General features: G+C 74.3%; 13 protein-coding genes. 7 read left to right on the top strand and 6 right to left on the bottom strand.

The window, feature by feature from the left end:
* The first annotated feature begins 72 nt into the window (after positions 1 to 72).
* A complete protein-coding gene (locus HBO46_RS13865; RefSeq protein ID WP_224769072.1) occupies positions 73 to 603 on the top strand; it encodes a Dps family protein in 531 nt (176 codons plus the stop codon).
* Positions 604 to 622: 19 nt separating this feature from the next.
* Here HBO46_RS13865 and HBO46_RS13860 read toward each other — a convergent pair whose 3' ends face one another.
* Both HBO46_RS13860 and HBO46_RS13855 read right to left on the bottom strand, forming a co-directional pair.
* Positions 623 to 1,264, bottom strand: coding sequence for an acetoacetate decarboxylase family protein (locus HBO46_RS13860; RefSeq protein ID WP_166140603.1), 642 nt, complete (start codon positions 1,262 to 1,264; stop codon positions 623 to 625).
* Positions 1,261 to 2,724 (bottom strand): flavin-containing monooxygenase, encoded by a 1,464-nt coding sequence (locus HBO46_RS13855; protein ID WP_166140604.1) that lies wholly within the window; start codon positions 2,722 to 2,724, stop codon positions 1,261 to 1,263. Before HBO46_RS13855 ends, HBO46_RS13860 begins: the two co-directional genes overlap by 4 nt.
* A 70-nt stretch (positions 2,725 to 2,794) precedes the next feature.
* On the opposite strand from HBO46_RS13855, the gene HBO46_RS13850 reads away from it, so the two are divergent.
* From HBO46_RS13850 to holA, 6 genes are all read left to right on the top strand, one after another.
* Entirely contained in the window at positions 2,795 to 3,781 is a 987-nt protein-coding gene (locus tag HBO46_RS13850; RefSeq protein WP_166140605.1) for a helix-turn-helix domain-containing protein, read from the top strand.
* A gap of 226 nt (positions 3,782 to 4,007) precedes the next feature.
* Entirely contained in the window at positions 4,008 to 6,536 is a 2,529-nt protein-coding gene (gene leuS, locus HBO46_RS13845) for a leucine--tRNA ligase (protein ID WP_166140606.1), read from the top strand.
* A 37-nt stretch (positions 6,537 to 6,573) separates the two neighbouring features.
* On the top strand, positions 6,574 to 7,437 hold the full coding sequence (locus HBO46_RS13840; RefSeq protein ID WP_166140607.1) for a DegV family protein: 864 nt from the start codon (positions 6,574 to 6,576) through the stop codon (positions 7,435 to 7,437).
* 205 nt (positions 7,438 to 7,642) lie between these two features.
* Positions 7,643 to 8,662 (top strand): ComEA family DNA-binding protein, encoded by a 1,020-nt coding sequence (locus tag HBO46_RS13835; RefSeq protein ID WP_166140608.1) that lies wholly within the window; start codon positions 7,643 to 7,645, stop codon positions 8,660 to 8,662.
* Positions 8,663 to 8,667: 5 nt separating this feature from the next.
* A complete protein-coding gene (locus HBO46_RS13830; protein ID WP_224769070.1) occupies positions 8,668 to 11,049 on the top strand; it encodes a ComEC/Rec2 family competence protein in 2,382 nt (793 codons plus the stop codon).
* 88 nt (positions 11,050 to 11,137) lie between these two features.
* Complete coding sequence (holA, locus tag HBO46_RS13825) at positions 11,138 to 12,124, top strand: DNA polymerase III subunit delta (RefSeq protein WP_166140609.1); 987 nt, start codon at positions 11,138 to 11,140, stop codon at positions 12,122 to 12,124.
* A 129-nt stretch (positions 12,125 to 12,253) separates the two neighbouring features.
* On the opposite strand, the gene rpsT is transcribed toward holA, so the two are convergent.
* The 4 genes from rpsT to HBO46_RS13805 form a co-directional block, all read right to left on the bottom strand.
* A complete protein-coding gene (gene rpsT / locus HBO46_RS13820) occupies positions 12,254 to 12,514 on the bottom strand; it encodes a 30S ribosomal protein S20 (protein WP_166140610.1) in 261 nt (86 codons plus the stop codon).
* Positions 12,515 to 12,675: 161 nt separating this feature from the next.
* Positions 12,676 to 12,903 (bottom strand): hypothetical protein, encoded by a 228-nt coding sequence (locus HBO46_RS13815; protein ID WP_166140611.1) that lies wholly within the window; start codon positions 12,901 to 12,903, stop codon positions 12,676 to 12,678.
* A gap of 102 nt (positions 12,904 to 13,005) precedes the next feature.
* Positions 13,006 to 13,959, bottom strand: a complete 954-nt coding sequence (locus HBO46_RS13810; protein ID WP_224769068.1) for a phosphotransferase — start codon at positions 13,957 to 13,959, stop codon at positions 13,006 to 13,008.
* Between the two features lie 72 nt (positions 13,960 to 14,031).
* Positions 14,032 to 14,925: a sterol desaturase family protein gene (locus tag HBO46_RS13805; protein ID WP_224769067.1), complete on the bottom strand. Its 894-nt coding sequence runs from the start codon at positions 14,923 to 14,925 to the stop codon at positions 14,032 to 14,034.
* Positions 14,926 to 14,927: the final 2 nt, after the last annotated feature.

Raw genomic sequence — 14,927 nt, 5'->3', positions numbered from 1 at the left:
CTTTCTGGAACGATTCCAGAAAAGGTGGTTGGATGGGGGTTCAGCAGTCGTCCCCAGGAAGGACCCATCCTCGTGTCCGACGTTCTCCACGCCAGCGCCCCCACCCACGTCGCCCGCCCGGCGTTCACCGCCTCCGAGCAGCTCGCCGCCCACCTGCAGCAGATGCTGGTCGACCTCACCGACCTCCACCTCCAGGGCAAGCAGGCGCACTGGAACGTCGTCGGGCTCAACTTCCGCGACCTGCACCTGGCCCTCGACGAGGTCGTCGACGCCGCTCGCGAGTTCTCCGACACGGTGGCCGAGCGCATGCGCGCCATCTACGTCACCCCCGACGCCCGCGCGGCCACGGTGGCCGAGCAGACCAGCCTCCAGCCGTTCCCGGCGACCGAGGTCAACACCGCCGAGGCCGTCGACCTGATCGGGGCCGCGCTGTACGCCGTGGCCGGCACCGCGCGACGCATCCACGACGAGGTCGACGCCGAGGACCCCACCACCGCCGACATCCTGCACACCGTGCTCGAGCGCCTCGAGCAGCTCGCCTGGATGATCGACGCCGAGAACCGGGTCGCCAACAAGAGCCAGCCCCGCCAGCTCCACCGCTGACCCAGCGGCGGCGAGGGAGTCAGGCGCCGAAGCGCATCGCGAACTCCTCCGCCTGGATCGACGTCACCATCCGGCCCGCTCGCAGCCAGGCGAGCGGGCCGGTGGCGTCGAAGGACCATTCAGCGCGCGCCAGGCGCAGCCTGCCGCCGGCGCGGATCGGGCTGGCCAGCGTGTGCCCGTCGCGGGTCTGCACGATCCGTGCACGCAGCGGAAACGGCAGTCGGACCGCCGGGCCGCGGCGGGCGAGCAGGTGGCCGGTCGCGACCGGGCCGGTCGCGGTGTGCGCGGTGCCGGTGGCAGTGCCGTCTGGGTCGCCTGTGCCATCAGAGCCGTCGGGGTCGAACGCCGCGAGCTGCTTCGGCACGCCCCACAGCGCGCGGCCGCCGGCCATCGAGGCCTCGCTGTCCACCCAGATGTCGGTGATCGACAGCGCCACCCCGCGCCCGTGGCGCACCAGCAGGCCACCGAGCAGCTCGCGATAGGCCATCGCCCCGCGCTCGTCGTAGCGCACCAGCATCGTGGTCGCGAGTGCCTGGCCGCGCAGCGTCAGCGCCCGCGCCCCCGCGGGGAGCGTCGGCACCGCGTCGACCGGCACCCGCCACAGGCTGATCAGCCCGGTGCCGGTGAGGTCCCAGGGCTCGGGCGGGTACGCCGCGCTCACGACACGTCCTCCAGCTCGTCCCAGTCGACCCGGGCCAGGCGGGCGCGATACTCCGCCACCAGGCCCGGCCAGTTCGTGGTGATCCGCTCGCCGTCGACGTACCAGCTCTCGCAGCCGGCGAACGCCGAGCGCGACAGGCGGCCCTGCATCTCGCGGTCGAAGGCGTCGTACGCCCGGGGCTTCACCTCCACCAGGCGCGCCCGGCCGGTGAGGATGCCGCGCGCGACCTGCGCGACGTAGCCCGCCTGCGCCTCCAGCATGTTGATGATCGAGCTGCCGCCGAGGTTGGTGTTGGGCCCGTAGATGCAGAACAGGTTGGGGAAGCCGGGCACGGTCATCCCGAGGTGGGCGCGCGCGCCGCCGTCCCACGCCTCGCGCAGGTCCAGCCCGCCGCGCCCGGTCACCTTGATCCCGCCGAGGAAGTCGGTCGCGCGGAACCCGGTGCCCCAGATGACCACGTCGGCCTCGTGCAGGGTGCCGTCGCCGGCGCGCACGCCGTGCGGCTCGAGCGCGACGACGGCCTCGGTGACCACGTCGACGTGCGGCCGGGCCAGCGCGCGGTACCAGTCGTTGGAGAACAGCAGTCGCTTGCAGCCCAGTGCGTAGTCGGGGACGAGCTTCGCGCGCAGCGCGGCGTCCGGGACCTGGCGGCGCAGGTGCGCGCGCCACCCGAGCCGCAGCGCCCCGAGCAGCGGGCGGCTGATCGCCGAGTCGCCGCCGAGTGCCGCGTTGAACCGTTCGGTGAGCCAGAACCACGCGCGCCGCTCGGCGCGCATCAGCCACGGCGCGCGACGCAACAGGCGGTGGTGGCGCGGCTGGTAGGCCTGGTCCGGCTTCGGCACGACGTACGGCGCGGAGCGCTGGAAGACCGTCATCGACCCGACCCGATCCACGATCCCGGGCACGAACTGGATCGCGCTCGCGCCGGTGCCGATCACCGCGACCCGCAAGCCGCCGAGGTCGACGTCGTGGTCCCACTGCGCCGAGTGGAAGACGGGGCCCTCGAAGTGGCCGGGCACCCGCGGGAACGCCGGCTGGGAGAGCTGGCCGGTCGCGGCGACGAGGATCTCGGCCTCCAGGGTCTCGCTCGCGCCGTCGCGGGTGGTGGTCTCCACGCGCCAGGTGCCGCTGGCGTCGTCGAACGCCGCCCCGACCACCTCGACGCCGGTGCGCACCAGGTCGAGCAGCCCCTCCTCGCCCGCCACCCGGCGGATGTAGGAGTGGATCTCCGGCTGGGTCGGGTAGCGCCGGCCCCAGTCGGGGTTGAGCGCCCAGGACCAGGAGTAGAGGACCGAGGGGACGTCGCAGGCGGCGCCGGGGTAGTGGTTGTCGCGCCACACGCCGCCGACGTCGTCGGCCCGCTCGAGCACGACGACGTCGCTCAGGCCGGCGCGGCGCAGGGCGCGGGCGGCGGCGAGGCCGCCGAAGCCGGCGCCGATGATCAGTGCACGAGGTGCCATGTCCGGAAACCTAGGCGCGCCGGTCCGGACAGGGGAGGCACCAGCCGGGAGTCGATGCATAATTCCGGACATGTCCGCCCCGTCCGTCTCGCCCCTGCTCGGGGACCCTGCGGCCCGCGACTGGGAGTTCCCGCGCGCGGTCGCCGGCGTCGCCCTGCTCGTGCGGTACGCCGGGGCGCACGGCGTCCCCGCGAGCAGCGCGCTGGCCGGCAGCGGGCTCGGCGTCGGTGACCTCGGCGTCGCCGACCGCGAGGTGACCGCGGCCCAGGAGCTCACCGTGGTGCGCAACCTGCAGCGCCACTGCGGCACCGGCGCGGGGGCGGCCGTCGGCGCGACGTACCGCGCCGAGACCTTCGGCATCTTCGGCTACGCGCTGCTCGCCAGTCGCACCGTGCTGGACGCGATGGACGTGGCGCTGCGCTTCATCGACCTCAGCTTCACCTTCGCGCTGCCCCGCGCGACGTTGGTCGGCGACCGGGTGGTGGTGCACGTCGACGGCGCCGCGCTGCCCGACGACGTGCGCGCCTTCCTCGTCGCCCGCGACGCGGCGGCGATCGGGGCGGTCCTCGACGAGCTGGTGCCCGGCGGGGTCGGCGCGACGATGCGGATCGGCGCGCGCGAGGCGGTCCTGGAGTTCCGGGCCGCCGAGCTCGACCGGCCGCTGCCCGCCGGGGACCAGCGCTCGCGGGTGCTGGCCGAGCGGCTGTGCGCCGAGACCGTCACCCGGCGCCGCGCGCGCACCGGGCTGGCCCAGGAGGTGCGGGTGCTGATCACCCAGCACCTCTCCCGGGGCGCACCGATGGGGGAGGTCGCTGCCGCCCTCGGGCGCACCGAGCGCACCCTGCGTCGTCACCTCGCGGAGTGCGAGACCTCCTACCAGGAGCTGCTCGACGAGGTGCGCGCCTCGCTCGCCTGCTCGCTGCTCGGGGGCCGCTCGACGATCTCGGTGGCCGAGGTCGCGCGTCGGGTCGGGTACGCCGAGGCCTCCAGCTTCATCCTCGCCTTCCGGCGCTGGACCGGGCAGACCCCCGCCGCCTACGCGCGCGCCGCCCGCTGAGCGCCGAGCCCGGCGGCCTGGGACCCTCGGCGACCTCTCCGGTGGCGCAACGGCTCGTGCGGAGCGTTACCATGGCAGGCATGTGCAGGACCCTGCTCCTTAGCTAGCCGCGTCGAGCAAGCACGACCCGACGCGGCCGCCCCTCGTGCGCGAGGGGCTTTTTTGTGCCCGGGGCGTTTGGCCCCGGCAGGTAGCAGGCGATCCCACCGGCCGACGAGAGAACGAGATGAGCGAGCAGACCTCCACCCCCACGCCCAGCGCGGCCCAGACCTCCGAGCAGGAGCCCGTGACCTACGACGTCGCCGCGGTCCAGGACAAGTGGCGCCCGGTGTGGGAGGAGCTCGACCAGTTCCGCGCCGGATCGGCGGGCGAGGGCGCGGAGAAGCGCTACGCGCTGACGATGTTCCCCTACCCCTCCGGCGACCTGCACATGGGTCACGCCGAGGTGATGGCGCTGCACGACGTCGTCGCGCGCTACTGGTGGCAGCAGGGCTTCGACGTGCTGAACCCGATCGGCTGGGACTCCTTCGGCCTGCCCGCCGAGAACGCCGCGATCAAGAACGACGAGCACCCGGCGGTCTACACCTACGCCAACATCGAGACCCAGGCGGAGTCCTTCCGCCGCTACGCGATCTCCTTCGACTGGTCGCACCGGCTGCACACCTCCGACCCGGAGTACTACCGCTGGACCCAGTGGCTGTTCCTGAAGTTCCGCGAGCAGGGCCTGGCCTACCGCAAGAACAGCCCGGTCAACTGGTGCCCGAACGACCAGACGGTGCTGGCCAACGAGCAGGTCGTGCAGGGCATGTGCGAGCGCTGCGGCGCCGAGGTGACCAAGCGCGAGCTGAACCAGTGGTACTTCAAGGTCACCGACTACGCCCAGCGGCTGCTCGACGACATGGAGCAGCTCAAGGGCACCTGGCCGGACCGGGTGCTGGCCATGCAGCGCAACTGGATCGGCCGCTCCGAGGGCGCGCACGTCGACTTCGACATCGAGCTGGCCGACGGCTCGACGCGCACCGTCACGGTGTTCACCACCCGCCCGGACACGCTGTACGGCGCCACCTTCATGGTGGTGGCGGCCGACGCCGCGCTGGCCGCCGAGATCGTCGCGCCCGAGCGGGCCGACGCGCTGGCGGCGTACCTCGCGGAGGTCCGCAAGGCGACCGACATCGACCGGCTGGCGACCGACCGGCCCAAGACCGGTCTGGACCTGGGCGTCACCGCGATCAACCCGGTCAACGGCGAGCGGATCCCCGTGTGGGCCTCCGACTACGTGCTGGCCGACTACGGCACCGGCGCGATCATGGCGGTGCCCGCGCACGACCAGCGCGACCTGGACTTCGCGAAGACCTTCGACCTGCCGGTACGCCGCGTGGTCGACGTCGAGGGCGCCGAGGGCAACCCCGAGGAGACCTACGTCGCCACCGTCGGCGACGGCACCTACGTCAACTCCGGCCCGCTGGACGGGCTGAGCGACAAGGCCGCCGGGATCAGCCGGATCATCGAGCAGCTGGAGGCCGACGGCCGGGGGACCGGCACCGTCAACTTCCGGCTGCGCGACTGGCTGCTGAGCCGCCAGCGCTTCTGGGGCGCGCCGATCCCGATCGTGCACTGCGACTCGTGCGGTGAGGTGCCGGTGCCGGAGGACCAGCTGCCGGTGCGGCTGCCCGACAACCTCAAGGGCGCCGACCTGAAGCCCAAGGGCACCTCGCCGCTGGCCGCGGCCGAGGACTGGGTCAACGTCGAGTGCCCCTCGTGCGGTGGCCCCGCCAAGCGGGACAGCGACACGATGGACACCTTCGTCGACTCCTCCTGGTACTACCTGCGCTACCTGGACCCGCACTACGAGGACGGCCCGTTCGACCCCGCCAAGGCGCGCGAGTGGATGCCGGTGGCGCAGTATGTCGGCGGCGTCGAGCACGCGATCCTGCACCTGCTCTACAGCCGCTTCTTCACCAAGGTCCTGCACGACATGGGCATGGTCGACTTCGTCGAGCCGTTCAGCGCCCTGCTCAACCAGGGCCAGGTCATCAACGGTGGCAAGGCGATGAGCAAGTCGCTGGGCAACGGCGTCAACCTGGGCGAGATGATCGACACCTACGGCGTCGACGCGGTCCGCCTGACGATGGTGTTCGCCGGTCCGCCGGAGGACGACATCGACTGGGCCGACCTGTCGCCCGGCGGCTCGGTGAAGTTCCTGCAGCGCGCCTGGCGCCTGTCCGGCGACGTCACCTCGCCGGTCGGCACCCCGGCCGAGGGCGGCGACCTGGCGCTGCGCCGTGCGGTGCACCGAACCGTCGCGGACGCGACCCAGCTGATCGAGAGCCACCGGTTCAACGTCATGGTCGCGCGCACGATGGAGCTGGTGAACCTCACCCGCAAGGCCATCGACTCCGGCTGTGGCCCGGCCGACCCGGCGGTGCGCGAGGCGACCGAGGCGGTGGCGATCCTGCTGTCCCTCGTCGCGCCGTACACCGCCGAGGAGATGTGGGAGCGCCTGGGCCACGAGCCCAGCGTCGCCCGCGCCGGCTGGCCGAGCGTCGACCCGGCGCTGCTGGTCGAGGACACCGTCACGGCGGTCGTGCAGATCCAGGGCAAGGTCAAGGCCCGGCTGGAGGTGGCCCCGGACATCTCCGAGGCGGACCTGGAGCAGCTGGCCCTGGCGGACCCCGCCGTGGTCCGTGCGATCGACGGCCGCGCGGTGCGCAAGGTGGTCGTGCGTGCGCCCAAGCTGGTCAACATCGTCGTCTGACGTCGCGACGGGGTCCTCCTGCTCTAATCTCACCGCCATGCCGGTCCGACTCGTCACCGACTCGACCGCGATGCTCGAGCCCGCCCTCGCGGCGGTGCTCGGCATCGCGGTCGTGCCGCTGCAGGTGGTCATCGGTCCGAAGGTGTTCGACGAGGGCACCGAGGACGCGCGCCCGGAGGTCGTCGCGCAGGCGCTGCGCGACTTCACCCCGGTCAGCACCTCCCGGCCCGCGCCGGTGGTGTTCGCCGAGACCTACCGCCGCCTCGCCGAGGAGGGCGCCACCGAGGTCGTCTCGGTGCACCTGTCGGCGGAGATGAGCGGGACCTTCGAGTCCGTGCAGGTGGCCGCGCGCGACGCCGGCATCCGGGTGGTCTGCGTCGACACCCGCCAGGTCGGTCCCGCGGTGGGGTACGCCGTGCGCGCGGCCGCCGCTGCACTCGAGGCCGGTGCCTCGGCCGACGAGGCGGCGCAGGCCGCCCGGGACGTCGCGGCCGGCGCCCGCTCGCTGTTCTACGTCGACACCTTGGAGTACCTGCGCCGCGGCGGGCGCATCGGAGCCGCCGCCGCCCTGCTGGGCAGCGCGCTCGCCGTGAAGCCGCTGCTGGGCTTCGAGGACGGCCGGGTGGTCCCGCTGGAGCGGGTGCGCACCTCGACCCGCGCGCTGAACCGGCTCGAGGAGCTCGCGGTCGCGGCCGCGGGGGAGCAGCAGGTGGACGTCACCGTGGCCCACCTCGCCAATCCCGACCGGGCCGCCGCACTGACCGAGCGGCTCAGCACCCGCCTCGCCGACGGCCTCGCCGGGCGCGCGGTGGACTGCGGGGAGCTCGGCGCCGTCCTCGGCGCCCACGTCGGCCCGGGCATGATCGCCGTCTGCGTCGCCCCCCGCCCCACCATCTCCTAGCCCGTCGCCGAGTCGGCCCGAATGGTGCGCCGAGTCGGCGCCAATGGCGGTGCTGCTCTCGACTCAACCGTCAGAAGTCTCGACTCGACCCGTCAGCCGGTGCCCTGGGCCGCTGACCGTCCACAGGTGGGACCGGAGCGGTCGTCCTCCCCAGGCGCCCGGCAGCAGTCGGCGAGGCTGGGCCACGCGCTCCTAGCGTCGCCCCATGCGCAGCCGTCGTACCCATCCTGAGCACGAGGCCGCCGTCGCCCGCCGGCTGGCGGTGCTCGGCGCCGAGCTGGCCGGCGCCCGGGCCGCGCCCGACCAGGCGGCGTCGGCGGAGGTCGAGGACGACCAGGAGTGGTGGCGCGAGCACACCCACGTCGGCGCGCCGGCCGTCGAGCGGGCCGCGTGGGGGACCCCGACGGCCGAGGGCCTCGGGTCGGAAGTCCCCGGGATGACCCCGGCGGCCCCGATCCCGGTCCCGGGCCGCCACGCGTCGCGTCGCCGCGGCCTCGGGCTGGCCGCGCTCGTCCCGGACCCGCTGCGGGGTCGCGCCGGACTGGGTTCCGGCGCCGTGGCGGTCGTCGCCGTGCTGGTCGCCGTCGGACTGGCGGTCACCTGCTGGTGGGTGGTGCGCTCGGACAGCAGCGAGCCGGTCGGCCGGCTCTCCGCGGCGGGAAGCTCCCCGGTCGCCGGCACGACGCCTGGCGCCGGCTCGGGCCCCGCCGAAGGTACGCCGGTCACCGGTGCGCCGGCCACGGGGCAGCCCGGCCCACCGGGGACGCTCGGCTCTCCGGGTACGTCGGGGACGGTCACCGTGGACGTGGCCGGCAAGGTGAGGCGCCCGGGCATCGCCGTGCTTCCCGCCGGGTCCCGGGTGATCGACGCGCTCGAGGCGGTCGGTGGGGCCCGCCCCGGCGTCGACCTGATCGACCTCAACCTGGCGCGGGTGCTCATCGACGGCGAGCAGGTGCTCGTCGGCGTACCGGCGCCACCCGGGGTCGCGGCCTCGGCTGCAGGGGTCCCGGCGGCTCCCGGCTCCTCCACCGGAGCCTTGGTCAACCTCAACCTGGCCGACCAGGCCGAGCTGGAGACGCTGCCCGGGGTCGGGCCGGTCACGGCCGGGGCGATCATCGCGTGGCGTCAGGAGCACGGCGGGTTCAGCGCGGTGGAGGAGCTGCTGGAGGTCGACGGCATCGGTGATGCGACGCTGGCCGACCTGGCACCGCTCGTGACGGTCTGAACCCGGTGGCCGGGCGCCGGGTCCCGCCAGCGGCCGAGCACCTGGCGCAGGACGGCCGGGTCGACGGGTGGGCGGCGCTGCGTGACCTCCCCGACCTGCGGATGCCGCTGCTGGGGCTCGGCGCCTGGGCAGGGGGCCTGGCCGCTCACCTGCTGCGCCCGGGGCTGCTCGGCGCGGTCGTCGTCACCGTGCTGTGCGGACTCGCCGCCCTCGCCCACGGGGTGCGCCGCGGCCGCTGGCCGCCGGGGACGGTGCGCACCGCCGGAGCCGTGGTCCTGGTGGCGGGCGCGGTCGTCGTCGCCGTCCTGGTGCGCCAGCAGCAGGTGACCGAGGGACCGGTCGGGCGGCTGGCCGAGGAACGCGCCGTGGTGTCGGCCCTGGGGGTCGTGGCCTCCGACCCGCGCCCGGTGGCCGGCCGCTTCGGCGACGTCGTCCTGGTGCGGGTCACGGTGCTGGAGATCGAGGGGCGCGGGCGCATGCACCGGCTGCGCGCCCCGGTGCTGGTGATCGGCGACGAGCAGTGGCTCGACCTGCCGCTGGGCTCCGGGGTCCGCTTCGGCGGCCGGCTCGCTCCACCCGATCAGGCCGACCTCGCCGGCGTGCTGAGCCCGACCGGGCGTCCGGTCAGCGTCAGCGACCCCGACGTCTGGTGGCGCGCGGCCGCGGCGGTGCGAGCGTCCCTGCGCGCCTCGGTCGCGCACCGTCCGGCCGACCAGCAGGTGCTGGTGCCGGCGATGGTCAACGGCGACGACGCCGGCCTGGATCCGGGGCTCGCCGACGACTTCCGGGCCACCGGGCTGACCCACCTGCTCGCGGTCTCCGGCACCAACCTGACCCTCGTCGTCGGGTTCCTCCTGGTGCTCGCCCGCTGGTCAGGGGTGCGCGGCCGGTGGCTGCTCGTGGTGGGGGCGCTCGGGATCCTCGGCTTCGTGCTGCTGGCCCGCACCGAGCCGAGCGTGCTGCGCGCGGCCGTGATGGGCACTGTCGCGCTCGTCGGGATGGGCGCCAACGGGCTGCGCCGGGGCATGCGCGCCCTCGGAGCCGCCGTGGTGGCGCTCCTGCTGGTGCAGCCCTCGCTCGCGGTCACCGCGGGGTTCGCGCTGTCGGTGCTGGCGACCGCGGGCATCCTCGTGCTCGCCCCGGGCTGGCGCGACGCCATGGCCCGCTGGCTGCCGCGCTGGCTGGCCGAGGCGGTGGCGGTCCCGGCCGCCGCCCAGCTGGCCTGCACTCCGGTGGTCGCCGGGATCTCCGGCGAGGTGAGCCTCGTCGCGGTCCTGGCCAACCTGCTCGTCGCCCCGGTCGTCGGGCCTGCGACCGTGCTGGGTCTCGCCGGCGGGCTGGTCGGGCTGCTGTGGGCCCCGGCGGGCGCGCTGCTCGGCACGCTGGCGTCGTGGTGCGTCGCCTGGATCATCCTGGTCGCCCGGCGCGGCGCCGCACTGCCCACGGCGGCGGTCGACTGGGAGGCCGGTGCCGCCTCGCTCACGCTGCTCACCCTCCTCTGTGGGGTCCTGGCGCTCGCCGGCCCGTGGGTCCTGCGCCGTCCGCTGGCCGGTGTGGCGTGCTGCCTGGTCGCGATCGCCGCGGTGTTCGTGCGGATCCCGACGCCGGGCTGGCCCGGCGGGGACTGGGTGCTTGCCGCCTGTGACGTGGGCCAGGGTGACGCACTGGTCGTGCGGACCGGCGAACACGCGGGCGCGGTGGTGGACGCCGGGCCGGACCCGGGCGCGGTCGACCGTTGCCTCGACGACCTCGGGGTGCGCGAGGTGCCGCTGCTGGTGCTCACCCACTTCCACGCCGACCACGTCGCGGGCCTCGCCGGCGTCCTCGACGGGCGCAGCGTCGGCGCCATCGAGACGGCCTCCCTGCTGGACCCGCCCGCGGCCGTGGCCGACGTGGTCGCGGCTGCCGCGGCGGCCGGCGTACCCGTGCGGACGGCGGCGCCGGGGGAGCGGACGGTCGGGGAGGCGCGGATCGAGGTGCTGCGCCCGGCCGACCCCGCGCCGTACGACGGCCCCGGCGACGGTACGACGGCCAACGACGCCAGCGTGGTGCTCCTCGTCGAGGTCGCCGGGGTGAGTGCCCTGCTGACCGGGGACCTCGAGCCTCCGGGGCAGGCAGCGCTGGAACGCCAGGTGGCCGGCCTCCAGGTCGACGTGCTCAAGCTGCCCCACCACGGCAGCAGGCACCAGGATCCCGACTTCCTCACCTCGCTGGGGGCGCGGGTGGTGCTGGTCTCGGTGGGTGAGGACAACGACTACGGACATCCGGCGCCGGACGCGCTGACGCCGTTCGAGGCCGCGGGGGCACGGGTGCTGCGCACCGACCTGGGCGGTGACCTGCTGGTCCTCGCCCGCGACGACGAGCTCGCCGTGCGCACGCGGGACTGAGCCCCTCCAGCCCACCACGAGCCCCGACTCGGGCAACCGTTGGCGCCGACTCGGGGACGTCGGCGGGCTGTGGGAGGCTTGGTCCACCATGGCGAGAGGTCCTCAGGCAGCAGACGTCCTTGGCCGGGTCACGCTCGTGACCGGCAAGGAGGAGTTCTTCGGTGACCGCACGGTCCGGTCGGTGCGCCAGGCGGTGCGCGACCACGACCCGGAGGCCGAGCTGGCCGAGTCGCCGGCCGCCGACCTGACGCTGGCCACGCTCGGCGAGCTCGCGGCGCCGTCGTTGTTCTCCTCGATCCGCTGCGTGGTCGTCCACTCCCTGGAGAACCTCCCCGAGGAGTCGGTGGCGGGCCTGCTGGCCTACGCCGCGGCCCCCTCGGAGGACGTCGCGCTCGTGCTCGTCCACGGTGGCGGCCCGAAGGGCTCCGGCGTGCTGACCAAGCTGCGCAAGCTGCCCACCGTCACCGAGGTGAAGTCCGCGGAGCTGAAGGCCTCGGAGTACCCCGGCTTCGTGGCGGCCGAGGTCCGCAGCTACGGCGCCACCATCGACAACGAGGCCGCCTCCGCGCTCGTCCAGGCCGTCGGCCAGGACCTGCGCTCGCTCTCGGCCGCGGCCCACCAGCTGACCTCGGACTTCGCGGGCGAGCCGCTCGACGCCGAGAAGATCGGGCGCTACTTCGGCGGCCGGGCCGAGGCGAAGTCGTTCGCCGTGGCCGACGCCGCGTTCGGAGGGCGCCGCCAGCTCGCGCTCGAGGAGCTGCGCTGGGCGCTCGACGGCGGTACGGCGCCGGTGCTGGTCACCTCCGCGTTCGCCGGCAGCGCGCGTGGCCTGGCCAAGCTCAAAGGCGCCCGCCGCGGGCTGCGCGACGGCGACCTGGCGCGCGAGGTCGGCGTGCCCCCGTGGAAGCTGCGCACCCTGCGCGAGCAGGCCCGGGGCTGGGACGACCGCGCGATCGGGGAGGCGATCCGGGCAGTGGCCCGCGCCGACGCCGACATCAAGGGCGCCGCCAGCGACGCGTCCTACACCCTCGAGCGGCTGGTGCTCACCGTCACCGGGCTGCGCGACGCCCGCTGAGCCGCCCCATTGAGTCGACCCCGCTGAGCCGATCGGCTCAGCGGGGGATCAGCGCGCTTCGGTCCGCATCGGCCCGCCAACGCAAGAAGGCGCCGCCCCGAGGGGACGACGCCTGGTTGCGAGAAGGACTCAGAGAGCGGAGGCCTTCTTGGCGATCGCGGACTTGCGGTTCGCGGCCTGGTTCTGGTGGATGACGCCCTTGGAAACGGCCTTGTCGAGCTTGCGCGACGCCTCACGGCCAGCCGTGATCGCGGCGTCCTTGTCGCCGGCCTCGGCGAGCTCGCGGAACTTGCGGACAGCAGACTTCAGGCCGGTCTTGACCGCCTTGTTGCGCTCGTGGCGCTTCTCGTTCTGCTTGTTCCGCTTGATCTGGGACTTGATGTTCGCCACTACTGCGCCTTCGTCGTAGGTGTGGGTGGAGCCGAGCGTTGGTGCTGAACGGCCGTCGTGCTGTGTTCGTGGTGCGGTCGGCGCAGGGCAGCAGCCAGACACGCGACAAGCGAGATTAACAGTGGTTTCCGCGGGTGCCCAAATCAGGCAGCTCAGCAGGCTCAGGGAGTCGGCACGTCGATCTGGTCGCAGCGTCGGCAGGTGCGCCGGATCGGGGCCTGGGAGTTGGTGCGCGGCATCCGCCAGCCATGGCCACGCAGGCGGCAGGTGATCGGTAGGACGCCGGCGGGCGCGGGAGTGCCGCCGATCAGGCCGAGGCGGCTGGCGGCCACGGCGAGGGCGCCCAGGGCGCCGATGGTGACGAGGGAGCGGGTGATCGGCTTGCGCACGGCGAGTTCCTCCTGGGGTCGGGCCGCCGGACGACGGCCTTGAAACATATATCCTCTACGACGCGGTCGGAAACGTCCGGCGCCCCCGCCGCCCCGCCGCGCTCAGCTCCAGCCGCGGCGCTCGCCCAGCCACTGCCAGACGACCTCGCCCTGCCAGCGCTGCGCGGGCCGCAGGTGTGGCGACGTGGTCGGTGCGGGGAGGGCCGACTGGGCCAGGAAGTAGCCGGCCACCAGCGCGAGCAGGACGTCGACGTGCTCGGCGGGGACGCCGCGGGTCAGCGGCCGCGCCGCGAGCACCGCCTCGACGTCGAGGCCGTCCCCGCGCGGGCCGATCAGGGTGAGGACGGTGTCCAGCCAGGGTGCGCCGACGACCGGCCAGTTCCAGTCGCACAGCAGCGCCCGGCCCTCGGGGGTGATCAGCACGTTGTCGTCGCGGATGTCGGTGTGCACGACGGCGCTGCCCGCGCAGACCTCGGCGTACGCCGCGGCGAGGGCGGCGGCCTCCTCGAGGTGCGCGGCGAGCCCGGGCACGTCCGCCGGCGCGGCGCGCAGGGTCGACCAGTGCTCCAGGAACGGCGCGAACTCCACCGCGAACGTGTCCAGTCCGAGCGCGGCGGGCGCGGGGTCGAGCACCCGCGCGCACTGCTCGAGCGCGTCGAGGGTCGCCGTCAGGTCCGCCTCGCTCCAGGGCCGGTACGGCGCCCGCGCGGGCACGTGCTCGATGCCGAGCACCACCCAGTCGTCGGCGTCGTGGATCCACTGCAGGCGCGGCGCGGGGGTGGCCCGGGGGAGGGCGGCGAGCTTGCGGGCCTCCTCGCGGTAGGCCAGGGCGAACATCCGTTGCGCCTTGACCGAGGCGGCCTTGACGAAGTGCCGGCTGCCGTCGGCGCAGGTCAGCACGGAGGCGAAGCCGGGCGTGAACCCCGCGCGCTGGGACTCGGCGGCGACGACGGGGGAGCCGCAGCGGCGCGCCACCTCCGCGCGCAGCATCGGCGGGAGGTACTCCCACTCCAGGCGCCGGGCGGTGCGGCCGTGGGGGATCGTCGTGGGGATCACCGCCACATCCTGCGGCACGAGTCCGCCGTCAGCAGGGTCGGCCCGGTCGCGCTCCGGTCCGCATCGACTCCCTCAGGCGGCGGCCGCCGGCGCCACGGGGGCCGGGCGCCACCCCGGCGGCCCGAAGACGTAGCCGAGCTTGTCGCGCAGCCGCGGCGCGGCGCGCACGTCGCGGGCGATCGCGGCGTACTCGTGGGTCTGTAGGCGTAGGACGTGGTAGGTCCCCACCGGCGTGGTCAGCCCGTACGTCGGGCGGTGCAGCTCGGGCTGGAAGGAGCCGAAGAGCCGGTCCCAGACGATCAGGATCCCGCCGTAGTTGCGGTCGAGGTACTCCGGGTCGCTGCCGTGGTGCACCCGGTGGTGCGAGGGGGTGTTGAAGACCAGCTCGACGGGCCGCCACAGGGTGCGGATCCGCTCGGTGTGGACGAAGAACTGGTAGACGAGGCTGACCGAGAAGCCGAAGAAGACCAGCGCCGGCGGCACCCCCAGCAGCGGCAGCGGCGCCCAGATCACCAGCTCGTGGGAGTTGTTCCACTTCTGGCGCAGCGCGGTCGCGAAGTTGAAGTGCTCGCTGGAGTGGTGCGCCTGGTGGGTGGCCCAGACGAGCCGGACCCGGTGCGCCACCCGGTGGGCCCAGTAGAAGAGGAAGTCGACGGCCCCGATGGCCAGCGCCCAGGTCCACCACGCCTCGACCGGCAGCTGCCAGGGGGCGACGTAGGCGAAGAGCGCGGCGTAGACCACGAGCCCGCCGGTCTTCCACAGCGTCATCGTGACCACCGAGACCGCGCCCATGGTGAGGCTGGCGACGGTGTCGCGCCGCTCGTAGCCGGCGAACCCGTCGGGGCCCTCGTCCTTCAGGAGGTACGCCGCGAGCGCCTCGACCGCCACGAAGACCACGAAGAACGGCACCGCGAGCGCGACCGGGTCGTGCAGGGCCTCGGGCAGGGCGGGCCACAGATCCGTCACGC

Source organism: Nocardioides ochotonae (genome assembly GCF_011420305.2).
Lineage (GTDB): Bacteria > Actinomycetota > Actinomycetes > Propionibacteriales > Nocardioidaceae > Nocardioides > Nocardioides ochotonae.
This window is presented reverse-complemented; position numbering and strand designations above follow the sequence as displayed.

Bases quoted from the DNA above. Each gene is read 5' to 3' on its own strand.
- HBO46_RS13855 (WP_166140604.1), bottom strand. From the start codon at position 2,724: ATGGCACCTCGTGCACTGATCATCGGCGCCGGCTTCGGCGGCCTCGCC.
- HBO46_RS13850 (WP_166140605.1), top strand. From the start codon at position 2,795: ATGTCCGCCCCGTCCGTCTCGCCCCTGCTCGGGGACCCTGCGGCCCGC.
- leuS (WP_166140606.1), top strand. From the start codon at position 4,008: ATGAGCGAGCAGACCTCCACCCCCACGCCCAGCGCGGCCCAGACCTCC.
- HBO46_RS13840 (WP_166140607.1), top strand. From the start codon at position 6,574: ATGCCGGTCCGACTCGTCACCGACTCGACCGCGATGCTCGAGCCCGCC.
- HBO46_RS13835 (WP_166140608.1), top strand. From the start codon at position 7,643: ATGCGCAGCCGTCGTACCCATCCTGAGCACGAGGCCGCCGTCGCCCGC.
- holA (WP_166140609.1), top strand. From the start codon at position 11,138: ATGGCGAGAGGTCCTCAGGCAGCAGACGTCCTTGGCCGGGTCACGCTC.